The sequence below is a fragment of the Curtobacterium caseinilyticum genome, from assembly GCF_030363035.1.
GTDB lineage: Bacteria > Actinomycetota > Actinomycetes > Actinomycetales > Microbacteriaceae > Curtobacterium > Curtobacterium caseinilyticum.
This window is the reverse complement of record NZ_JAUCMN010000002.1, coordinates 332,018-353,373: the sequence shown is the minus strand read 5'-3', so window position 1 is coordinate 353,373 and position 21,356 is coordinate 332,018. Positions and strand designations below refer to the sequence as shown.

The following is a 21,356-nucleotide window of genomic DNA, read 5'->3' as shown; positions in this document are numbered from 1 at the left end:
CCCTGCCGCGGCAACCGTACTCGGGCGTCGCGGGCAGTTGCTGTGACCGTAGCGCACCCCGGGTTTCCTGCGTGTGACCGTGGCGGGAACGGGCGTCGTCAGGTCCGGGCACGGCGGACGGGCCGCACCCGTGGCGCCGGTCGGACGGTGTCCCCCGCCGTGCGGCTCATCAGGAGCCCCTCGACGCAGGCCACCACGAGCAGCACGACGATGACCCCGAACGCCACGTCGTAGGGCCCGGTGCCGCCGAGCCCGGCCGCAGCGCGGATCGCGACGGCGGCGACCGCGACGCCGAACCCGGCCGCGACCTGCTGCAGCGTCGAGGACAGCGTGTTCGCGGGGGTCATGTCCGCCTGCTCGACGTCGGCGAAGGCGATGGTGTTGTACGCCGTGAAGCCGACCGACCGCGCGGCACCGCTCACCACGAGCAGCACGGCGAGCAACCAGAACGGGGTGTCCTCGGTCAGGAACACCATCGCGACGACGCTCAACGCCGCGACCGCGCTCGACACGACGATCACGGGCCGGTAGCCGAACCAGCGGAGGAACGGCGTCGTCATCGGCTTGATCCCGAGGTTGCCGACGAAGACCCAGAGCACCGCGGACCCGGCGAGCACGGCGCTCCAGCCCCAGGCGTCCTGGAACAGCAGGGGCAGCACGAACGGCACCGCCGACACCGCGAGCCGGAACAGGCTGCCGCCGGCGTGCGACACCCGGAAGGTCTCGAGGCGGAAGGAGTCGAGCCCCATGATCGGGTGCGGTGCCCGGCGGAAGTGCCGGACCGCGAGCCAGCAGCACACGGCCCCCACGGCCCCGGAGACGACGACCGTGACGAGCGGGATCGTGTCGAGGGCGAGGAGCGAGGCCATCACCACGAGGGACCCGAACCCGAAGCACGCCAGCAGGGACCCGAGCCAGTCGAACGGCACCCGCTCCGGCGCGCGTTCCTGGGGCACGAGCACGAGGGCCGCGACGAACGCGACGACGCCGAGCGGGATGTTGACCAGGAAGATCCAGTGCCAGCTGAGGGTGTCGACGAGCACGCCACCGACGAAGGGCGCGATGATCGGCGCCGCGAGCGCCGGCCAGGTCAGGATCGCGATCGCGGTGACGAGCTGGTCGCGACCGGCGCTGCGGAGCACCACGAGCCGCCCGACCGGCACCATGAGCGCTCCGCCGAGGCCCTGCAGGATCCGCCAGAGCGTCAGCTCGACGAGCCCGGTGGAGGCAGCGCACAGCGCCGAGGCCACGGTGAAGAGCGCGATCGCCCCGGCGAACACCGTCCGTGAGCCGATCCGGTCGGTCAACCACCCGCTCACCGGGATGAACACCGCGAGCGTGACGAGGTAGGCGGTGATCGCGACGCCGATCGCCGCCGAGTCCACGCCGAGGTCGCGGCCCATCGCCGGTGCCGCGGTGGCCAGGATCGTGCCGTCCAGGAGCTCCATGAAGAAGGTGCCCGCGACGAGCACGGCCACCGCCGTGCTCCCCCGTCGCCGTGTCGTCGTCATCGTCGCCATGTCACGTCGAATGCTATGCCCGCTCGGTCCCCGGCCGCGCGGGACAGCGGGGCGACCGCGCCGCCCGACCAGGACGGCGCCCGTCGGGCAGCCCCGGTGAGGTTCCGTTCAGGAAGGGCGGGACGTGGTCGGCCGGGAGGCGCGGGTCGTCCCCGGCGGTGCGACCCACCCGCGGCACGGCCGGCTCCACCCCGCCGGCTCGGCCCCGCCGGCTCCACCCGGCCGGCTCCACCCCGCCGGCTCCACCCCGCTGGCGGAGCGGGACGGCGGCGCCGGCCACGCGAGGTCGGCCGGGCACCCGTGCAGGCCGAGCGGTCGTCCGGGTGGCGGGACGCGCCTCCCGGCCGGTGCGGTGGATGTCAGGTCGGGCTGGGTACCCTCGTGGGGTGCCCACCATGAGCCTCGCGCGCGTCGGAGCGGGCCGGTGAGCCGGACCGACGGCGCCGTCACCGGGTCGCTCGCGAACGGTCGCCGTCGGATCGTCGACCTCGCGACGAGCCTGCCGGTCTGGGCGGCCGTGCTGCTCGTCTGGGGCGGTGGCCGCGTCGTCTCGACGTCCTGGCTCGCGCTCGCGTACCCGCTGATGGGACGCGCGATGCCGGACAACGCGATCTGGGGCAACGAGCACGGCTTCCTCGCGTTCCTGACGGCATGGGACGGCCAGTACTACGAGCAGATCTCGGTGCACGGGTACCCGACGACGCTCCCGCTCGACGCCGGTGGCCACGTCGCGCAGAACGCGTGGGCGTTCCTGCCCGCGTTCCCGTTCGCGATCCGCATGCTCACGGCCTCGACCGGGGTGCCCTTCGAGCTCGGCGCACCGCTCGTCGCCCTCGTCTCAGGGCTCGTCGCGGCGTTCCTGCTGCACCGGCTCGTCAGCGATCACGCCGGTCGCGCGGCGGGCATGTGGGCGGTCTTCTTCTTCACGTGCGGCCCGCTGTCCTTCCTGCTCCAGGTCGGCTACGCGGAGAGCACCTTCCTCGCGCTGAGCTTCGGGGCCCTGCTCGCGCTGGAACGCCGGCGCTACGGGCTGCTGACGCTGCTCGGCGTCGTCGCGGCCTTCACGCGACCCGGAGCGCTCGCGTTGCCGCTGCTGCTCGGCGTCGTCGCACTCGTCCGCTGGGTACGCGCCCGACGCGCGGCCGCGGGCACCGGGGTGCGGTCGCTCGACGCCTTCCCCGTCGCAGAGCGCCTGCGCGTCGTGGCCGCGGGCCTGGCGATGGCCGCGGCCGGGCTCGCGTGGCCCGTGATCGCGTCGCACGTCACCGGGCGACCTGACGCCTACCTCGAGACGGAGATGTCGTGGTGGGTGAACTTCATCGGCCGGGTGGAGTTCACGCCGATGACCCCGTGGTTCCTCATCGCCGGGCGGTGGCTCGGCGTGGGCGGCGTCCTCATCGTGGTGTTCCTGCTCGTGGCCTACCCGGTCTGGCTGCTCCGACGGTCGACCCGCGCGCTCGGCTCGACGACGGTGCTGTACTCCGCGGCCTACGCGCTGTACATCTTCGCGGTGTCGCTGCCGATGGCCTCGACACCCCGGCTGCTCATGCCGCTCGCGCCGCTGTTCGGGTCGCCCGAGCTCGTCGCCCGCCCCTGGATGCGGTGGACGTTCGTCAGCTGTGCGCTGCTGGGCCAGCCGGTGCTCGTCGCCGTGCTCTGGCTGCTCGGCCCGCCCTGACGCCGGACCACACCCCGCCGAACGCCGCCCCGCGAAACGCAACGTCGGCGGTTCCTCGCAGCGGTACTGCGCTGCGAGGAACCGCCGACGTTGCGTGTTGCGACAGGGGCTCGGGGTCAGAGCTCGACGGTGCCGTGGTGACCGGTGTCGGGCTGGCTCTGCTTGCCGAGCGCGGCCTTGAGCGTCTGCACGAGGCTCCCGACCGGGCCGGTGTCCTGCGTCCAGTACTCGACCGAGTCCCCCTCGACGGTGAGGAGTCGGATCGTCGGGTCCTGTCGGCCGTCCGGGAACCAGGCCTCGGCGAACGGTGACCACAGCTCGTCGATGACGGATTCGTCGCGGGTCACGGTCGCGGTGCCGGCGATCGACAGGTACCCGCCCTGCGACTCGATGGCGACGTTCACGTGCGGGTTGCGCGCGATGTCCTCCACCTTCTCGCTCCCGTCCTGCACCAGGAAGCGGAGCGTCCCGTTGAACGCCTTGTCCTGCACGGCCAACGGTCGGGCGTGCAGCTGTCCGTCGTCGCTGACGGTGGTGAGCAGGGCGGTTCGGGCGCCGTGGACGATGTCCGAGATGGCTGCGCGGTGGTCTGCCTGCGTGTCGGTCATGATGCTCCTGTTCGTCGTGCGCCCCGTTGTGCTCGACGTCCGGCCGGGCACTGCCCGGGCGCGTTCCGTTCCGGCCAGTGTGCCCCTCGACGCTGGGACCCGCCCGTTGCCGCCGACGCCGTCGGTGGCGCCGCATCCAGGCCTGGCGGCGACGGGCGTGCTTGGCGCAGGAACGGGCGTACCTGGCGGGAACGGGCGTACCGGGCAGGAACGGGCGTACCTCGCGCGAACGGGCGTACCTCGCGGGAACGGGCGTACCGGGCAGGAACGGGCGTACCTGGCCCTCCGAGAACGGGAGGTACGCCCGGAAGAACCAGGCATCGCGGGCGTTCTGGGAAGGAACGGGCGCGAGCACCTCGCAGGACCCCGACTGAGGGCGACGCGTCAGGCAGCGGGTTCGCGGATCGTCGTCTCGACGTCGACGACCTGGGGCACCTTCGGCATCGAGGCGAAGCCGAACGCCACGGGCGGGTCGAGCGGGGCCAGTGTCCCGAGTGACTCCCCCGCCCACGACCCCTGCACCGCGGTGACGTCGTGGGCACCGGTCACGCCGTAGTACTCGCGGCGACCGCCACCGGCCGTGCCCGCAGTCCCCGCACCGGGCGCGACGAGCCGGGCGATCGGGTCGATCACCGTGAGCCACCGGGGGTCGCGCGCCACCGGCTTCGGCACGATGCGCAGGACCCGCCCGAGCGGGGAGATCGCGCCGACGTCGATGGTCGCGCGGAGCGGCCCGGCATCGAGCTCGATGCCCCGCGCCGTCCGTCGGGCGGTGACGTCCACGACCGACACGGTGTCGAACCGGTAGGTGCCGGAGACGTACGCGGCCACGATCTCGTCTGGCGCGAGCAACACGCTCGATCCGTCCGGCAGCTCGACGAACACGTCGGTGAACGCACCGAAGGGCGACTGCTCCCACATCCCGATGACGAACCGGACGCCGGAGGTGCTCCCGACGCCGGTGATCCGACCTCGGAAGCGACGCTCGACGGTGTTGGTGCGGGGCGACATGCCCTGGACCGTACCCGGCGCCGCCGTGAGCCGACGTGGCGAGGGCGGGACGAGCCTCCCGACCGGACCGACGAACGGTCGAGCCGAACGGCCGGCCGACCCGGCCGCACGACCGACCGAGCGCCCTACGGCACCGGCACCGGCTCCGCGAGCAGCTCCCGCACCCGCGGGGCGACCCGCGTGCCGTAGAGCTCGATGGACCGCATCATGTCCTCGTGCGGCAGCCGACCCGTCGCGTACCGCATGTCGAACCGGGAGACGCCGAGGATCCGCATGTTGCGCGCGATCTTGCGCGCCACGGTCTCCGGCGACCCGACGTACAGTGACCCGCCGGCGGAGAGTCCGGCCTGGTACTGGGCGGTGTCGAGCGGGGGCCAGCCGCGCTCACGGCCGAGTCGGTCGGTGACGGCCTTGTGGTACGGCCAGTAGCGCTCTGCAGCTTCCTCGTCGGTCTCGGCGACGAAGCCCGGCGAGTGCATCGCGATCGGCTGCTGCGGGATCTCGAGCTGGTCGAGGGCCTGGCGGTACAGCCGCGAGAACGGCGCGAACTGCGCGGGCTGTCCACCGATGATCGCGAGGAAGAGCGGCAGGCCGTACGACGCCGCACGGATGACCGACTGCGGCGAGCCGCCCACGCCGATCCACGTCGGGATCGGGCCGTGCTCGAGCTTCGGGAAGACGTCCTGGTCGGTGAGCGAGGCGCGCTTCGTGCCGGACCACGTGACGGGGTCCCCGGCGCGGAGGGCGTTCCAGAGCTGGAGCTTCTCCTCGAACAGGACCTCGTAGTCGGACAGGTCGTAGCCGAACAGCGGGAAGGACTCGGTGAACGACCCACGACCGAGGATGACCTCGGCGCGACCGTCGGACAGCGCGTCGACGGTGGCGAAGCGCTCGTAGACCCGGACCGGGTCGTCCGAGGACAGCACGGTGACGGCGCTGCCCATCCGGATGCGCGAGGTCCGGGCGGCGATGGCGGCGAGGACGACCTCGGGCGCGCTCACCACGAAGTCCTCGCGGTGGTGCTCACCGACGCCGATGAAGTCGATGCCGACCTCGTCCGCCAGGACCGCCTGGTCGATCACGTCGCGGATGCTCTGCGCGTCCGACCGGAGGGACCCGTCGGGGCGCTCGGTGACGTCGCCGAAGGTGTCGAGACCGAGCTGCACCGGACCGATCCGCTCGGGTGCGGGCGGCGGGACGTCCGAGGGGCGGCCGGTACCGAATGCGTTGCTCATCGCGTCCTCCATTTGAATGCGTTCGCATGAATCTAGCACGGCGCTCGGCGGCGTGCCAGACCTGCCGCGTACCGTCCCGCGCATGCCGAACATCCCCGACCAGACCGGCCGTCGCATCGTCGTGACCGGCGCCAACAGCGGCACCGGCGAGGAGACCGCGAAGCGCCTGGCCGGCGCCGGCGCGCACGTCGTGCTCGCGGTCCGGACCCCGTCGAAGGGCGACGCCGCGGCGGACCGCATCCGCCGCGAGCACCCGGACGCCGAGGTCGAGGTGCGCGAGCTCGACCTCGCCGACCTCGCGAGCGTGCGTCGCTTCGCCGCGGGCATCGCGGACGACGACCGCCCGCTCGACGTCCTCGTGAACAACGCCGGGGTGATGGCACCCCCGCAGCGCTTCGAGACGGCCGACGGCTTCGAGCTGCAGTTCGGCACGAACTTCCTCGGGCACCTCGCGCTGACGAACCTGCTGCTGCCCTCGCTGCTGCGCGCCGGTCAGGACGGTGCACGTCCGGCGCCGCGGGTCGCGACCATGTCGAGCCTGGCCGCGATCCCCGGCAGCATCCGGTTCGCCGACCTGCAGTGGGAGCACGGCTACAACGGCTGGCGTGCGTACGCCCAGTCGAAGCTCGCCGACCTGCTCCTCGCCCTGCACCTGCACCGACTGTCCGTCGAGCGGGACTGGCCGCTCGTCAGCACGGCAGCGCACCCCGGGTACACGCGGACGAACCTGCAGTCGGCCGGGCGCTCGCTCGGCCGCGCACGCCCGGTCCGGTCCAGCGACCGCGCGCTGCCCTTCACGCAGGCCGTGGAGCAGGGCGCGGAGCCGCTGCTGTACGCCGCGGTCGGTCCGGCGGCGGCCGGCGGGGCCTACTACGGGCCGTCCGGGTTCGGTGGGCTCACCGGACCGACCACCGCGGTGTCGGTGCCCCGCTCGGCGCGGAGTGCGGACCTCGCCCGGTCGCTCTGGACGGTCGCCGAGGACCTGACGGACACGCGCGCACCGGCCTGACCCGGGAGTTCACTCCGACGAGCCGCTCGCCGTGCGGCCGGTCCGGCCGGCGGAGCGCGCAGCTGCTCGTCCAGCCCGGCATCCAGCGGGTGGTCCGTCCCCGCGTCCGGTGGGTGCTCCGGCCGGGAGGCGCGCCCGCTCTGCCCCGCCGCCGTCAGAACCGCAGGTGGTCGCGCGCGAAGGCGTCGATCACCCCCGCCTCGAGGGCGCGCTGCCCCCGGGCGGTCGGGTGGACGTCGTCGGACTGCATCCAGTCGCGGTGGCCGGACAGCGGCTGCCCGACGTCCACGTAGGTCCCGCCGTCCCGCCGGACCGCCTGACGGAGCGCGTGCGAGATGGTCGTGAGCTGCGCCGGCGGCGACTGCTCGTTCCAGACCGCGCTGAGGCCGATCACCCGGGCCGCTGGCAGGTCGCGGTGGACGAGCGCGACGAGCTGGTCGGTCGCGCTCGCGACCTGGGCGTCGTCCTCCCCCAGGTCGTTCGAGCTGGCCTGCACGAGGACGACCCGGGGCCGCAGCCCCACCGCGCGCTCCACGAGGCCGGGGTAGGCGCTCGCGCACTCGTCCGCGTCGCCCTCGGCGATGACGCCCGCGCCGTCACAGGACAGGTTCGTGAGCTGCCACCGCTCGGTCCGGGCGAGGAGCGCCGGCCACGCCTGCTCGGGCGTCAGACCGTGTCCGCCGCTCACCGAGTCACCGATGACGACGATCCGCTCGCCGGGAGCGTGGTCCCACGCGCGGCCCGTGGGCGTCGGGGTGGGCGCGGCGGCGACGGAGGAGTCCTCGCTGCAGGCGACGAGGGCGAACGCGGTCAGGCCGGCGAGCGCCGTCGCGAGGACGGTGCGGGCCAGGCGAGGGTGTCGCGGCGTGCTGGTGCCGCTGGCGGTCACGGGGCCCGCGGTCGGCAGGGTGCTCGGGGTCACGACCGGGACCGTACGCCGCTCGACCACGTCCGGACCGCCCCTGGCGCTGCTGCTCCTCACAGCATCGAGGACGCGTCAGGAACCTCACCCGGAGCGGGTGCGGCCCGGCGCGGCCGGTCGCCCGGCGCGGCCTGTCGCTCGGCGCGGCCGGTCGCTCGGCACGGCCGGCCGCTCGGTGCGGCTGGTCACCCGGCGCGGCCCGGCCGGGCGGTCAGGCGCGGTGCAGCTCCACGGAGCCGTCGAGCCGTCCGGGGTGCGCGAGCCGTGCGTGCTGCAGCACGGTCCGGTCGTGCCCGACGGCCGCGGCGACGACCGAGAGCGTGGCGACGTGTCCGTCCGGCTCGACGGCGTCCCGCAGGATCGCGTCGGGGTCGTCCGCGGGCAGCGAGGAGGACGCGGCGAGGACGCCGAACCAGCCGGCCCAGCCGTCGCCGGGGTCGGCACCCGCACCGGCGGCGCGGAGCTCGTCGAACGGTCCGAGCGCGGGCGGGCCGGTCGGGGCGGGGGCGTCGCGGAAGGCGTCCAGCCACCGGCCGATGCGGGGCGCCGAGGGGTCGTCCGGGGCACCGTGCGTGATCATGTGCACGCCGGGACCGAGGGTCTCGCTGTGCACCGTCGCACCGTCCCACGTGTCGACCGTGACGCCCTGTGCACTGGCCCGGACGAGGTTGAACGCCCGCGTCGTCGGCAGCGCTCCGCCCGCGCCCGGCACGGTCCCGGTCACGGCGTCGAGCGGCAGCACCCCGCGGGTCGTCCACGTGCCGTCCTCGCTCGGCACGGGTTCGGCACGGTTGAGCACCACGGCGAGCCCGGCGCGGTCGGACACGGCGAGCCACGCGCCCCCGGCCGAGCGGTCGCGGACACCCCGGACGGTCGGGTCGAGGTCCGGCCACCACGCGGCCGGCGGGTCCCACGGACGCTCGGGGGACTCGTCGCGGAGCGCGAGCACGGTGACCGGCCACGCGCCGCTGGGGTCGACGCGGACGACGACGGTGCACATGGGCTCGATCCTCGCACGCGGCGTCCGGGTAGCGTGACCGACGTGGATGCTGCAGCAGGTCGCCGTCTGTCCGTCGTCGTCGGGATCACCGGGGGCATCGCCGCCTACAAGGCCGTCGGGGTCGTCCGCGACCTGGTCAAGCGCGGCCACGACGTCCACGTCGTGCCGACGGAGGGCGCGCTCCGCTTCGTCGGGCTGCCCACCCTCGAGGCCCTCAGCCGGAACCCGGTGACGACGAGCGTCTGGGACGACGTCGCCGAGGTGCGTCACGTCGCCCTCGGTCGCCGAGCGGACCTGGTCGTCGTCGCCCCCGCGACCGCCGACTCGCTCGCCCGGATGGCCGGCGGACTGGCCGGAGACCTGCTCGGCACCACCCTGCTCGCGACCGAGGCCCCAGTGGTGGTCGCCCCCGCGATGCACCCGCAGATGTGGGAGCACCCCGCCACCCGCGCCAACGTCCGGACCCTGCAGGGCCGCGGCGTCCGCTTCGTGGGGCCCGTGGTCGGTGCGCTGACCGGGGACGACGCCGGCATCGGCCGGATGGCGGAGCCCGAGGACATCGTGACCGCCGCGCTGGCGGTGCTCGAGCCGACGGCGGAGGCAGGGCGGCACGACCGGAGCGAGCCGCGCCTCCCGGCCGGCACGACCGCGACCGGGTCCGCTGCGACCGGCGCACGCGGCGACCAGGGTGACCTGGCCGGGGTACGGGTGGTCGTGAGCGCCGGCGGCACACGCGAACCGTTCGACCCGGTGCGCTTCGTCGGCAACCGCTCGAGTGGTCGTCAGGGCGTCGCGATCGCGGCGGACGCCGTCCGTCGCGGTGCCACCGTCACGCTGGTGGCCGCGAACGTCGACGCCGGGCTGACCGACGGCCTCGGTGCCACGGTCGTGCCCGTCGGCTCGACCCAGGAGCTCGCCGAGGCCGTGCACGCGGCCGCGGCCGACGCCGACGTCGTCGTGATGACCGCTGCCGTGGCGGACTACCGACCGGCGGAGGTCCGGCCCGACAAGCTCAAGAAGGACGAGCAGGGCGACACCATGACGCTCGAGCTCGTCCGCAACCCCGACGTGCTCGCCGAACTGGTCGCCGCGCGCCGCACCGGGCAGATCGTCGTGGGGTTCGCGGCGGAGACCGAGCCCGACCGCGAGGCGCGCATCGCCCTCGGCCGGGCCAAGATCGCCCGCAAGCCGGCCGACCTGCTCGTCGTGAACCACGTCGGGTGGGACGCGGGCTTCGAGCGCGAGGAGAACGCGATCGAGGTGCTGGTGCCCGGCGGGGAGGTGGTGCGCGAGACGTCGGGCAGCAAGGCGGACGTCGCGACCGCGGTGCTCGACCTCGTCGCGACCGCGCTCACCTGAGCACACCGGGGCGGTCCTCGGTGCCCGCTCGGGCTGCGGCGGGCACGATGGGGGCATGCGACGACGCGAGCGTGCCCGGCGCGCCACCCGGACGGCCACGATGCTCGCCGTGCTCCTGGCCGGAGCCGGCGTCACCCACTTCCTCCGCCCCCGCGGCTACGACCGGATCGTGCCGGAGGGCCTGCCGCCCCGTCTCACGACCGTCGCGTCCGGCATCGCCGAGCTCGTCGTCGCCACGGGGCTGCTCGTCCCGGCGACCCGCCGCGCGTCCGGGTGGGCCGCGGCCACGCTGTTCACGGCGGTCTTCCCCGCGAACGTGAAGATGGCCGGCGACCTGCTCGACAGCCCGCGCTCGACCCGGACGGCACGGCTCGTCTCGGTGCTGCGACTGCCCCTGCAGGCACCGCTCGTGGCCTGGGCCGTGCGCGTCGGCCGACACGCGCCGAAGCGGTGACCGAGGTGGCACGGGAGCGCGCCGCGGTCCCCCTGGTGCACCGACCGGTGGCGGTGCACGCATGGGAGGACATCGTCTTCGCGCACTGGCGGCGCGAGCCCGGCGCCCTCGCGCGACTCGTCCCACGCGGGACCCGTCCGGACGTCGTCGACGGGAGCGCCTGGGTCGGACTGACCGCGTACGTCTTCCGTGAGACGGCGCTCCCGCCGTTCCCGCCGTCACGACGACTCGGTTCGATGACCGAGGTGACCATCGAGATCCCGACCGTGGACACCCGGGGCCGGCGGGGCATCGTGTACCGCACGGTCGACACCGGCCACGTGCCCGCCATCGTCGCCGCGAACACGCTCCTCGGCGTGCCGTACACGTTCGCGCACGTCCGGGCGACCCGCCGCGGGGACACGCTCGACCACCGGTCGGTGCGCCACCCGGCCCGTGCGGCGCACCCGGTGCGGTGGGTGCGGGACCTGGTGCGCTCCCGACGACCGAGGACCGCGCGGCCGCGACACGACACCGTGGTCCGCGTCACCGCGGGTGACGTGGTCGACTCCCCGCTCGCCGTCGACCTCACGACGCGCGCCGGCATCCACGCGCGACACCTCGCGCAGACGCTGTTCTGGCAGCGCCAGCACCCGCCGCTCACGATCCGCTCGGCGACGCTGGAGCGGCTCGAGGGCGACCTGCCCGACGCCGTGGGCCTGCCCGGGCTGTTCGACCACGACCCCGACTCGGTGCTCGTCGTCGACGGCACCACCGTGCGGTACGCGTGGGGAGACGTGGTCCGGTGAGCGGCGACGACCTCGACCGGTTCGTCCGCGCGCAGGACGGCGTGCACGAGCAGGCGCTCGCCGAACTCCGCGACGGGCGGAAGCGGTCGCACTGGATGTGGTTCGTCTTCCCGCAGGTCGCCGGGCTCGGTCGGAGCACCACCGCACAGCGCTACGCCATCGACGGACTCGACGAGGCCCGTGCGTACCTGGCACACCCGGTGCTCGGCCCCCGCCTGCTCGAGGCCGCACGGGTGGCGGCAACCGCACCGGCACGGAGCGCCGACGACCTGTTCGGGGGCATCGACGCGATGAAGGCCCGGTCGTCGATGACGCTCTTCGCGCGCGCCGCCGAGGACCCGGCCCCGTTCCACGCGGTGCTCGACCGCTGGTTCCACGGCACCGAGGACCCGCTCACGGTCCGCCTGCTCGAGCACGACGACTGACCGCCGGCCACACCGGCGGACGACCGCTCACATATCAGGTACGGTTGTGACGCGTCCGCACCGAGCGGTCCGGCGCAGTCACGATCGTCCACCGACCACGAGGACACCCGCATGCCGGTCCCCAGCAGCGCCCCCACCGAGCACCAGCTGCTCCGCGACACCGTCCGCCACAAGATCCACGCCGCCATCATGGACGGCACCCTCGAGCCCGGCGAGCGCCTCAACGACGACGAGCTCATCGCGTGGCTCGGTGTCTCCCGCACGCCGATCCGCGAGGCCCTGAGCCAGCTCGCGCGCGCCGGACTGATCGAGATGGCACCGAACCGGTACACGCGGGTGACCACGCCGAAGCCCGAGGAGGTGGTCGAGGCGATGCAGACCCTCGGCGTCCTGTTCGGCGGAGTCGTCCGCCTGGCGGTCCCCCGGCTGACCGCGTCGAGCAGGAAGAAGATCCTCGCGCAGCTCGACCGGACCATCGGCGAGCTCGAGGCGCACGACGTCTCCGCGGTGAACCACGACGCACTCGACGTGTTCGGTCGCTACGTCGACGCGTGCGGCAACGAGAACCTGCAGCGCGTCTGCCGCGACACGATGGACGGACTCGCGTTCCGCCTGCGCCTGCCGAACCTCGACGAGCTCATCGACTGGGACCAGCTCACCGCCGACTTCCGGCGTCTGCGTCAGGCGACCGAGTCGGGCGACAACGTCGCGGCCGAGCTCGCGACCGAGGCCATCCACCTGCTCCCCGGCGAGAAGCAGCACGTCCGGAGCTGAGCCGCCCTGTACTGACGCACAGGAACGCCCGTCCCGCCGCTCGGGGCGGGCGTCCGTCGTCGCACCACGGGCCACGCGCGGCTCGCCGTCACAGGGCTCTGATGACCGGTAGCATCGCTCCGACCCGCCTCGACCCGACGCCCGGGAGCACCGCATGAGCCACCGTCAGCCGGACCGCACCGAGATCGCAGCACGCCTCGCCGCAGCGGTCGGCCGGATCAACCGCCGGGCCCGCACCGACTCGGCCGCACTGGGCTACGGACTCGTCTCCGCACTCGCGACGATCCAGACCGACGGACCCCTGCGCCCCGGCGACCTGTCGCGGATCGAGGTGGTCACGAAGCCGACCATGACCCGCATCCTCACCGAGCTCGAGCAGCGCGGGTTCATCGAACGCGAGGCCGACCCCCGCGACGGCCGGGCCTTCATGGTCTCGGCCACGCCGGAGGGCATCGCCGCGGTCGAACGCGCGCGCTCGGACCGCACCGGCATCGTCGCCGGGCTCATCGCCGACCTGCCTGCGGAGGACGTCGCCGCGATCGCCGCGGCCCTCGGCGCCCTGGAGCGGATCGGGCAGGGCGATCGCACCCAGGAAGTTCCCACCGGCGACCGCTGAACGGACCGTTACCGAACCGTTACCAGGGGGTGGACGGACGGTTCTGCCAGCGGTCCTGGACAGGTCGTCCAGGCTGACGCGTCATCGTGTCGGCTTCGCCCGAGCAGGCGGCCGACCGGTCGCCCAGTGGCGGACGGACGGGCCCCACACCACCGTCCGGTCCTCCCCCGGCTCGCGCTCCCCCACGACGACCCGTGCACGCTCCCCCACCCGCGTGCCCGCAGGTGCGCCGTGCCCCGGGACCGCAGCAGCAGCCGGCCGACCACCGGAACCGATGACGCGCACCACCCCCGAACCCCACACCACCACTGCGACCACCCGACGCCAGGCGCTCGACACCCCCGGCCGCCGCTTCCGCCGTGCACTCCGCGGACGCTCCGCCCTCGTCGTCGGGGGTGCCGCCGCCGTGGCGCTCGTCGGCGGCGTCGCCACCGTCGGCACGCAGCCGGCGATCGGCGAGGCCATCGGCATCCCCTCCGCCAGCGCGTCGAGCGTGCCCGCCCTGCACGGTGCCTCGCTCGACCGCGCCCAGGCCGCGGCGACGATCGCGACCGCTCGCACCGTCCTCGCCGACGCGAACGACAAGACCGACACCACGGCGCTCGAACGCCGGGTCGACGCGCTGTCCGACTACCGGCAGCTGTCCGGTGCCGCGATCACCTCGCGCATCGCCTCGACCGTCGACGCGACCGCCGAGGTCGCCGAGGCCAGTGCGTCCCAGGACAAGGCGGACGCGGACGCCGCCGCGAAGGCAGCGGCTGACGCGAAGGCTGCCGCGGCAGCGAAGGCCGCCGCCGCAGCGAAGGCCGCCGCCGCAGCCGAAGCAGCAGCCGCAGCCGAACGACAGGCAGCCGCCAACACGGTCGCCGGGGCGAAGGCCACCGCGTCCTCGATGGCGTCGTCCCGGTACGGCTGGGGATCCGGCGAGTTCCAGTGCCTCGACAACCTGTGGACGAAGGAGTCGGGCTGGAACTACCAGGCCGTCAACCCGAACGGCGGCGCGACGGGCATCCCGCAGGCGCTCCCGGGCTCGAAGATGGCGACCGTCGCCGCCGACTGGCGGACGAACGCCACCACGCAGGTCACCTGGGGCCTGCAGTACATCAGCGCCGCCTACGGCACGCCGTGCGCGGCATGGGCCCACTCGCAGGCGAACGACTTCTACTGAGCCGACCACGGTGACGGTCGTCACCACCCACCGGACGGGAGGCGCGGGACCGGACGGTACCGCGCCTCCCGTCCGTCACGTGGTGCGCGGGACCGCGGTCGACACCGTCAGCCGACGCGCGCGACGCGCACGTCGACCCGGCTGACCGCGACGCCGTGCGCCGTCGCGGCCTCGAGCGCCGCAGCGTGTGCGGCTCGCGCCGTCGCCGGGGCGGGCACGGATCCGTCGGTGCCGATGACGATCCGCAGGACGTCGTCGTCGAGCACGACGCGGGCGAGCGGAGCACGCGTGGCGATCCGCCTGGCGGACTCGAGCGCGCTGCCGAGGGTCGGCCTCGCCCGGTACAGCTCGGCGACGCCGGGCACCGCCGCGACGGCAGCCTCGATCGCGGCGACGGTGGTGTCGTCCAGGCTCATGCGCGGTCCTCCTCGGCGGTCTCGTGTGCGTCGTACACGCCCGCGTCCACGGCGGTGGCGGGCAGCAGGTCGCGGACGCGGACGTCCACCGCGGCGACGTGCAGGTCGGTCTGCTCGGCGAGGACCCCGACCACGGTCTGCCGGACCTGCTCGGCCACCGCGTGGATCGGCACGCCGGAGCGCACCGCCAGCTCCACGAGGACACGGACGGGTGCGTCGAGCTCCGTGACGTCACCCTCCAGCGAGCACCGGGCGATCACCACCCCGGGCACGACGTCGCCCGCGGTGCGGACGAGGGAGCGGATCGCACCTTCGGTCATCACCGGACGCTCGGTCGGCGCGACCGGGCGCAGCGGGACGTCCCGGCCGGCCCGCGCCTCGAGCGAGATGTTGGCCAGCACACCGCCGATCCACGACTCGTCGGCAGGCTCCTCCTGCGCCGCCGCCGCATCGAGCGAACCGAGCGACGACTGCCGCAGGCGCACGAGCGCGGCGAGCGCGTTCTGGCAGGCTGCCGAGTCGTCGATGGACGGGTCGGCCGGCAGCATGCCCGCGTCCAGGTAGTCGGCGAGCTCGTCGATCGTGTGACCGTCGAGGTCGTCGGGCTCGAGCGCGTCGAGCCGCACGTCGTCGGGTCCGGTCATCGCCATGCCTCCATGAGACGGATCATGTTCTTCCTGGCCCGGGACAGCAGGCCCCGCACCGTCGACACCGGCAGGTCGAGCTGCTCGGCGATGTCCTCGTAGCGGTACTCGAGCACCTCCTTCATCACCCAGCAGCGCCGCTGGGCCTCCGGCAGCTCGGCGAGCGCGGTCTCGACGGCCTCCTCGCGCGACCGCGCCTCGGCCACGCGCTCCGGAGCGTCGTCGCGGGGCGCAGCCACCTCGATCTCGGTGACGTCGAGGTGCTCACGGCGGGCACGGATGCGGTCGATGCACTTCCGGCTGAGGATGCGCATGAGCCACGACTTGACCTTCGCGCCGTCGTCGAGGCCGTCGAGGCGGCTCCACGCGGTGATGAACGTCTCCTGCACGACGTCGTCGAGCTCGTCGGTCGAGCCGAGCGTGCGTCGTGCGTACGCGCGGAGCAGCGGCGTGTACCGCCGGATCAGGACCTCGAACGCCCGGACGTCGCCGTCCGACGACCGGCCGGCGAGGACGGCGTCGTCGAGGTCTGCGAGGGGCTGGTGCTGCACGGGTTCCTTCTACTGGTCAGGACTCGGGGAAGGCTGGACGCGACGGCGAGGGGGTCGCCGTCCGCACCCGCAACGGGCCGACCGGGCGGGTCCCGAGCGTGCGGATCCGCACCTGCGCGAGGCCGTGGGCCGGTGTGGTGCGCGGGGGTCGTCGTGCAGCGGTGGTGTCGGTCATGGTCGGTCGCTCCTTCGTCCACCGGTGTGACGTGTCGAGCGGCTCGATCGTCACACGGCGGCGCGGACTTCCTCGACGGGCTGTGGTCAGGCCCCGGGGTTGCTGCGTCGTGCCGCGTCGAGCGGCCGGCGAGCCCGCGGGAGGCCGGCCACGACGAGTTCCCAGGAGTTCGCCACGAGGTCCTCGACCATCGTCTCGTCGAGTCCGTCGCCCGGTGCGAGCGTGATCCAGTGCCGTTTGTCCATGTGCCACCCCGGCGAGACCTCCGCGAGGTCACGGACCAGTGCGGCGCCGTGCGGTGGGGCGCACTTGAGGTTGACGATCGGCACGCCGCGCAGCTCGGTCGCGAGCACGAACATCCGGCCGACCACCTTGTAGACCACGGAGTCCGCGCCGAACGGCTGGGTCTCCTCGACCGCGGGCAGCGCCAGGGCCGTCCGGACCGTCACCTCGTGCAGTGTCGCGCCGTCCACCGTCCCAGCATGCCGCACCGACCCGATCGGGGGTACCCGAGGATGAGCCCTGCTCGGGTACGATCGAGCCGCCGCGCACCCGACGCGGCGGCCGCACCCGCGGCCACGCTCGTCCCCAGGGGGAAGAACCCGTGCGCACCATCCGTACCCTCGGCGTCGCCGCCGCCACCACCGCCCTCGCAGCCTCCGTCGTGCTCGGCGGGGTCACCTCCGCCTCCGCCGCGCCGAAGGTCTACGCGAACTGCACCGCCGTGCAGAAGGTCTGGTCCGGCGGCATCGCGAAGAAGTCCGTCACGAAGAACCGCGTGACCTCCGGTGGCAAGACCACCTACCGCCCACTGAAGGGCACCGTCAAGAAGGACGACGCGCTCTACAACGCGAACAAGAAGATGGACCGCGACGGCGACGGGATCGCCTGCGAGAAGAGCTGACGCCCCGGTCAGAGCGTCGGGACGCCCTCGTGTCCCGACCTCGGCCTCGACGTCCCCGCCACGCCGGTGACGACCGAGCCGGCGGGGACGTCCTTCGTCACCACGGTGTTCGCGCCCACGACGGAGTCCGCCCCCACCGTGATGGCGCCGATGAGCGACGACCCCGCACCGAGCACCACCCGGTCGCCGACGGCCGGGTGCCGACGACCTCCGGGACCGTGCTCGCCGCCGTGGTTGCCCCGCCCGCCGAGCGTCACGCCGTGGAACACGAGCACGTCGTCACCGATCACGGCCGTCTCGCCGATCACGACGCCCATCCCGTGGTCGATGAAGAACCGACGGCCGATCCGGGCGCCCGGGTGGATCTCGATGCCCGTCACCGTCCGCGCCAGTTGCGCGATCAACCGCGCGGCGAACCGCGACCCCGGCAGGCCCTCGGCGAGCCAGAGCCGGTGCGTCAGTCGGTACGTCCAGATCGCGTGCAACCCGGAGTAGACCACGGCGTTTTCCAGGTCGCTCCGAGCGGCGGGGTCACCGCGACGTGCTGCGGCGAGGTCCTCCCGGACCGTCCGCAGCACGCCGCGACGGACGGCTCGCGTCACGCAGTGAGTCCCTCGAACAGCGGCGTCGACAGGTAGCGCTCACCGGTGTCGCAGACGATCGCGACGACGCGCTTGCCAGCGTTCTCGGGTCGCGCGGCGATCTCGACCGCGGCGTGGATGATCGCACCGGACGAGATGCCGGCGAGGATGCCCTCCTCGGTACCGAGCGCGCGGGCGAGACGCAGTGCGTCGTCGAGTTCGACGTCGAACACCTCGTCGATGACGTCACGGTCGAGGACCTCCGGCACGAAGTTCGCGCCGATGCCCTGGATCTTGTGCGGGCCGGCCTTGCCCTCGGTCAGGAGCGGGGAGTCCTTCGGCTCGACGGCCACGATCTGCACACCGGGGACGCGCTCCTTGAGGACCTGGCCGACACCGGTGATCGTGCCGCCGGTCCCGACGCCCGCGACGAACACGTCGACGTGGCCCTCGGTGTCGCGGAGGATCTCCTCCGCGGTGGTCCTGCGGTGGATCGCCGCGTTGGCGGCGGTCTCGAACTGGTGCGCCAGGATCGCGCCGGGCGTCTCCTCGACGATCTGCTCCGCGCGTGCGACGGCGCCCTTCATGCCCTCCGGCCCCGGGGTCAGGACGATCTCGGCACCGAAGGCACGGATCAGGGCGCGGCGTTCGACGCTCATGGTCTCGGGCATCGTGATGACGACGCGGTACCCGCGGGCGGCGCCGACGAGGGCGAGCGCGATGCCGGTGTTGCCCGACGACCCCTCGACGACGGTGCCGCCCGGACGGAGCTCACCGGACTGCTCGGCCGCGTCGATGATCGCGACCCCGAGACGGTCCTTGACGCTGGACCCGGGGTTGTAGAACTCGAGCTTCGCCAGGACCTCGGCGCCGTCGGCCTTCGGCAGGCGGTTGAGGCGGACGAGCGGGGTGTTGCCGAACGCCTGCGAGATGTTGTCGTAGATGGTGCCGGTCATCCGTTGTCGTCCTCCGGGTCGGGGCGCGCCACCGACGGTGGAGGCGCTGCGGTTCCCCGCGATCCTAGCGACGGCGCCCGGCGGTCCCCTGTCGATGACGCCCGCTGACGTACGAGGGCCCGATCGTGCCGCCGAACCTGACGATCGGCGATCGCCTCGCGGATGAGGAACCGCTGTGCTCACGGGTAGCTCACGACCCACAACAGCGTGATCGTCACCGGCTGCAGGAGCGCGCCGGACGACACCGTCAGGACCCGTCGAGCGCGGGACGCGGTGAACATCCGTGCGCCGAGCAGCGGTGACACGGGGAGCAGCAACCGCAGGGTCGACTGCTGCGGGAGGAACACGGCGAACAGGTAGAGCGCGTACGAGGAGACCGTCGCGAGCACGTCGCTCCCCAGCTCGCGCCGACCGCGCCCGAGGAGGAACCAGCAAGCGATCGCCACTCCGGCGAGCACGAGGACGATCCCAGCCGGTCCCGCGACCTTCGATCCCATCAGGAACCACGGAGAGAGCGGAACGAAGTGGTCGACACCCGGGACGACTTGCCGCCACCAGGCCATCTCGGTCTGGAGGTAGCCGTCCGGATCACCGGTGACGGCCCCGACGACGACCGGCCAGGCGAGACCCGCAGCGGCGCTCGTGCATCCGACGACCGCGATCGCGACGACGTCCGGTACACGGATCCCGTCACGACGGACGAGTCGGAGGAGTCCGTGGAGCGCGAGCGCGAGCGTGAGCGCGACCATCCCGGGCCGGGTGAACGCCCCGAGGAGCATGAAGGGCAGCATCACCCAGTACCGGTGCCTGCGCATGGCGAGGGCGCCGGCGAAGAACGAGAAGAGGAACAGGCTCTCCGCGTAACCGACCTGCAGGACGAACCCCATCGGTCCGAAGGCGAAGGCCGCGACCGCCCAGAGCGATCGCGTTCGCCCGATCGAGGGCTCGAGCAACATGAAGAGCACGAGCGAGGCGGCTCCGCCGGCGAGCGTGGCCACGACGACGGCGCCGACGCTGTAGTCACTCGCGAGGAGTGTGGCCGCCGTTCGCGCCAGCACGGCGAACACCGGCAGGAACGCCCACGAGTTCCCGGTGACGGCACCGTCGGCGTCGTGCGGGAGTTCGGTGCCGTACCCGTGCTGCGCGATGTCGCGGTAGTACCAGGCATCCCACACCGACCCGGTCAGGTCGAAGAAGCCGTCGAGGGCGACGCCGTCTCGGGCGATCCCTGGCGGGCGCGGCGCGAGGGCGAGTCCGGCGGTGAGCAGCAGCGAGGACCAGAGCCTCGAGAGTGCGTAGAGCGTGAGCACGATGACGGTCGGCGGCAGTCCTGCCGCGAAGGTCGCCACGCCTCGACCTCGGGCCCTCGTCGTCGCTCGACGTTCGCACGAACTGACAGTCATCGGTTCCTCCAGAACAGGGCGCAGCCCGTCCGAGCCGCCGCACGAGTGTACAGGAGGAATGTGATGTTCACATATCAGGTGTCGGGCATCGCGCTCGTCAGCGCATTGCGCTCCGCGCGTACCGCTCGTCCGTCGCCTCGAGCACGCGCAGCACGTTCCCACCGGCCAGCGCCCGCAGGTCCTCGTCGCCCCAGCCGCGGCGCCGCAGTTCCTCCGCGAGCACCGGGTACCGCGACACGTCGCGCAGGTCCGGCGGCAGCACCGGCGTGCCGTCGTAGTCGCCGCCGAGCCCGAGGTGCCGAACGCCCGCGACCGCGCGCGCGTGCTCGACGTGGTCGGCGACGTCGGCGACCGTGACGAGCGGCGGCTCCCCCTCGGAACCCGACTCCTCCCAGTCCGCCCACGCGCGCGACACGAACTTCGGCACGAAGGTGATCATCACGACGCCGCCGTTGTCGGCGAGGCGTGCGAGCACGTCGTCGGGGACGTTCCTCGGGTGGTCGTCGATCGCGACCGTGGACGAGTGGCTGAACACCACCGGCTGCGTGGCGACGTCGAGCGTGTCCCGCATCGTCGCCGGTGCGGTGTGCGACAGGTCGACGAGCATGCCGATCCGCTCCATCTCCGCGACGACCTCGCGCCCACGGTCGGTCAGGCCCCCGTGCGCCCGCGCACCGGTCGCCGAGTCCGCCCAGGTGGTGTCGTCGTTGTGCGTCAGCGTCATGTACCGGACGCCGAGCCGGGCGAAGGACCGCAGCACGGCCAGGTCGTCCCCGATCGCGTGCCCGCCCTCGGCGCCGAGCATCGACGCGATCCGTCCGGCATCCACCGCGTCGCGGAGCTCCGCCGCGGTCCGGACGAAGGCCAGGTCGTCGGGGTACCGCGCGATGATCCGGTGCGCGGTGTCGATCTGCTGCAGCGTCGTGCGCACCGGGTCGGGGTCGTCGGACGGCACGAACACGGACCAGAACTGCCCGACGACCCCGCCGGCGCGGAGCTTCGGCAGGTCGGTGTGCAGGGTGCCGTCCTCGGTGTCGATCCCCTCGACACCGGAGTCGTGGGACTCGCGGCGCTCCCACGGCAGGTCGTTGTGGCCGTCGATGACCGGGAAGGCGAGCGCGTCGAACGTCATGTCCCGACGCTACCGCGCCGCTCCCCC

The 21,356-nt window shown here is 73.5% G+C and carries 25 protein-coding genes; 10 read left to right on the top strand and 15 right to left on the bottom strand.

The genetic code is table 11. The features are described 5' to 3' along the window. Nucleotides 1–98 precede the first annotated feature (98 nt). Nucleotides 99–1,520: an MFS transporter gene (locus tag QUG93_RS04130; RefSeq protein WP_289472383.1), complete on the bottom strand. Its 1,422-nt coding sequence runs from the start codon at nucleotides 1,518–1,520 to the stop codon at nucleotides 99–101. 424 nt (nucleotides 1,521–1,944) lie between these two features. On the opposite strand from QUG93_RS04130, the gene QUG93_RS04125 reads away from it, so the two are divergent. After that, the gene (locus QUG93_RS04125) at nucleotides 1,945–3,198 is read left to right on the top strand and encodes a glycosyltransferase family protein (RefSeq protein WP_289472382.1); all 1,254 of its coding nucleotides are present in this window, start codon (nucleotides 1,945–1,947) and stop codon (nucleotides 3,196–3,198) included. 116 nt (nucleotides 3,199–3,314) lie between these two features. On the opposite strand, the gene QUG93_RS04120 is transcribed toward QUG93_RS04125, so the two are convergent. The 3 genes from QUG93_RS04120 to QUG93_RS04110 form a co-directional block, all read right to left on the bottom strand. After that, nucleotides 3,315–3,806 (bottom strand): pyridoxamine 5'-phosphate oxidase family protein, encoded by a 492-nt coding sequence (locus tag QUG93_RS04120; protein WP_289472381.1) that lies wholly within the window; start codon nucleotides 3,804–3,806, stop codon nucleotides 3,315–3,317. A gap of 384 nt (nucleotides 3,807–4,190) precedes the next feature. Continuing rightward, entirely contained in the window at nucleotides 4,191–4,817 is a 627-nt protein-coding gene (locus QUG93_RS04115; protein WP_289472380.1) for a hypothetical protein, read from the bottom strand. A gap of 125 nt (nucleotides 4,818–4,942) precedes the next feature. Then, the gene (locus QUG93_RS04110) at nucleotides 4,943–6,052 is read right to left on the bottom strand and encodes an LLM class flavin-dependent oxidoreductase (protein WP_289472379.1); all 1,110 of its coding nucleotides are present in this window, start codon (nucleotides 6,050–6,052) and stop codon (nucleotides 4,943–4,945) included. Between the two features lie 82 nt (nucleotides 6,053–6,134). On the opposite strand from QUG93_RS04110, the gene QUG93_RS04105 reads away from it, so the two are divergent. Beyond that, on the top strand, nucleotides 6,135–7,061 hold the full coding sequence (locus tag QUG93_RS04105; protein WP_289472378.1) for an SDR family oxidoreductase: 927 nt from the start codon (nucleotides 6,135–6,137) through the stop codon (nucleotides 7,059–7,061). A gap of 154 nt (nucleotides 7,062–7,215) precedes the next feature. Here QUG93_RS04105 and QUG93_RS04100 read toward each other — a convergent pair whose 3' ends face one another. Beyond that, nucleotides 7,216–7,983, bottom strand: a complete 768-nt coding sequence (locus tag QUG93_RS04100; protein WP_289472377.1) for an SGNH/GDSL hydrolase family protein — start codon at nucleotides 7,981–7,983, stop codon at nucleotides 7,216–7,218. A gap of 211 nt (nucleotides 7,984–8,194) precedes the next feature. Further along, nucleotides 8,195–8,983, bottom strand: a complete 789-nt coding sequence (locus QUG93_RS04095; protein ID WP_289472376.1) for an NRDE family protein — start codon at nucleotides 8,981–8,983, stop codon at nucleotides 8,195–8,197. Nucleotides 8,984–9,049: 66 nt separating this feature from the next. Here QUG93_RS04095 and QUG93_RS04090 point away from each other — a divergent pair, with 66 nt between their 5' ends. The 7 genes from QUG93_RS04090 (at nucleotide 9,050) to QUG93_RS04060 (ending at nucleotide 14,567) form a co-directional block, all read left to right on the top strand. Then, entirely contained in the window at nucleotides 9,050–10,342 is a 1,293-nt protein-coding gene (locus QUG93_RS04090; protein ID WP_289472613.1) for a bifunctional phosphopantothenoylcysteine decarboxylase/phosphopantothenate synthase, read from the top strand. Between the two features lie 55 nt (nucleotides 10,343–10,397). After that, nucleotides 10,398–10,796, top strand: a complete 399-nt coding sequence (locus QUG93_RS04085) for a DoxX family protein (protein WP_289472375.1) — start codon at nucleotides 10,398–10,400, stop codon at nucleotides 10,794–10,796. Then, nucleotides 10,793–11,584, top strand: coding sequence for a DUF2071 domain-containing protein (locus QUG93_RS04080; protein WP_289472374.1), 792 nt, complete (start codon nucleotides 10,793–10,795; stop codon nucleotides 11,582–11,584). The genes QUG93_RS04085 and QUG93_RS04080 overlap by 4 nt, the downstream gene beginning before the upstream one ends. Beyond that, nucleotides 11,581–12,009 carry a DUF1810 domain-containing protein gene (locus QUG93_RS04075; RefSeq protein WP_289472373.1) on the top strand — a complete coding sequence of 143 codons (429 nt, stop codon included), beginning with the start codon at nucleotides 11,581–11,583 and terminating at the stop codon, nucleotides 12,007–12,009. The genes QUG93_RS04080 and QUG93_RS04075 overlap by 4 nt, the downstream gene beginning before the upstream one ends. 111 nt (nucleotides 12,010–12,120) lie before the next feature. Further along, on the top strand, nucleotides 12,121–12,783 hold the full coding sequence (locus QUG93_RS04070; protein WP_289472372.1) for a GntR family transcriptional regulator: 663 nt from the start codon (nucleotides 12,121–12,123) through the stop codon (nucleotides 12,781–12,783). Between the two features lie 154 nt (nucleotides 12,784–12,937). After that, nucleotides 12,938–13,399 carry a MarR family winged helix-turn-helix transcriptional regulator gene (locus tag QUG93_RS04065; protein ID WP_289472371.1) on the top strand — a complete coding sequence of 154 codons (462 nt, stop codon included), beginning with the start codon at nucleotides 12,938–12,940 and terminating at the stop codon, nucleotides 13,397–13,399. Nucleotides 13,400–13,673: 274 nt separating this feature from the next. Further along, the gene (locus QUG93_RS04060) at nucleotides 13,674–14,567 is read left to right on the top strand and encodes an aggregation-promoting factor C-terminal-like domain-containing protein (RefSeq protein ID WP_289472370.1); all 894 of its coding nucleotides are present in this window, start codon (nucleotides 13,674–13,676) and stop codon (nucleotides 14,565–14,567) included. A 107-nt stretch (nucleotides 14,568–14,674) separates the two neighbouring features. Here the strand turns inward: QUG93_RS04060 and QUG93_RS04055 are convergent, their stop codons facing one another. The 5 genes from QUG93_RS04055 to QUG93_RS04035 form a co-directional block, all read right to left on the bottom strand. After that, nucleotides 14,675–14,983, bottom strand: coding sequence for a hypothetical protein (locus QUG93_RS04055; protein ID WP_289472369.1), 309 nt, complete (start codon nucleotides 14,981–14,983; stop codon nucleotides 14,675–14,677). Continuing rightward, entirely contained in the window at nucleotides 14,980–15,633 is a 654-nt protein-coding gene (locus QUG93_RS04050) for an Asp23/Gls24 family envelope stress response protein (protein WP_289472368.1), read from the bottom strand. The genes QUG93_RS04055 and QUG93_RS04050 overlap by 4 nt, the downstream gene beginning before the upstream one ends. Next, the gene (locus QUG93_RS04045) at nucleotides 15,624–16,178 is read right to left on the bottom strand and encodes an RNA polymerase sigma factor (protein ID WP_289472366.1); all 555 of its coding nucleotides are present in this window, start codon (nucleotides 16,176–16,178) and stop codon (nucleotides 15,624–15,626) included. Before QUG93_RS04045 ends, QUG93_RS04050 begins: the two co-directional genes overlap by 10 nt. 16 nt (nucleotides 16,179–16,194) lie before the next feature. Next, entirely contained in the window at nucleotides 16,195–16,353 is a 159-nt protein-coding gene (locus QUG93_RS04040) for a hypothetical protein (protein WP_289472364.1), read from the bottom strand. Nucleotides 16,354–16,439: 86 nt separating this feature from the next. Continuing rightward, nucleotides 16,440–16,826, bottom strand: a complete 387-nt coding sequence (locus QUG93_RS04035; protein WP_289472362.1) for an MmcQ/YjbR family DNA-binding protein — start codon at nucleotides 16,824–16,826, stop codon at nucleotides 16,440–16,442. Between the two features lie 131 nt (nucleotides 16,827–16,957). Between QUG93_RS04035 and QUG93_RS04030 the strand changes: the two genes are divergently transcribed. Beyond that, the gene (locus QUG93_RS04030; RefSeq protein ID WP_289472361.1) at nucleotides 16,958–17,257 is read left to right on the top strand and encodes an excalibur calcium-binding domain-containing protein; all 300 of its coding nucleotides are present in this window, start codon (nucleotides 16,958–16,960) and stop codon (nucleotides 17,255–17,257) included. An 8-nt stretch (nucleotides 17,258–17,265) separates the two neighbouring features. Here the strand turns inward: QUG93_RS04030 and epsC are convergent, their stop codons facing one another. The 4 genes from epsC to QUG93_RS04010 form a co-directional block, all read right to left on the bottom strand. Then, complete coding sequence (gene epsC / locus QUG93_RS04025; protein ID WP_289472360.1) at nucleotides 17,266–17,859, bottom strand: serine O-acetyltransferase EpsC; 594 nt, start codon at nucleotides 17,857–17,859, stop codon at nucleotides 17,266–17,268. Beyond that, nucleotides 17,856–18,794 (bottom strand): cysteine synthase A, encoded by a 939-nt coding sequence (cysK, locus tag QUG93_RS04020; protein WP_289472359.1) that lies wholly within the window; start codon nucleotides 18,792–18,794, stop codon nucleotides 17,856–17,858. Before cysK ends, epsC begins: the two co-directional genes overlap by 4 nt. A gap of 179 nt (nucleotides 18,795–18,973) precedes the next feature. Then, entirely contained in the window at nucleotides 18,974–20,143 is a 1,170-nt protein-coding gene (locus QUG93_RS04015; protein ID WP_289472358.1) for a hypothetical protein, read from the bottom strand. Nucleotides 20,144–20,294: 151 nt separating this feature from the next. Then, nucleotides 20,295–21,329, bottom strand: a complete 1,035-nt coding sequence (locus QUG93_RS04010; protein WP_289472357.1) for a dipeptidase — start codon at nucleotides 21,327–21,329, stop codon at nucleotides 20,295–20,297. Nucleotides 21,330–21,356: the final 27 nt, after the last annotated feature.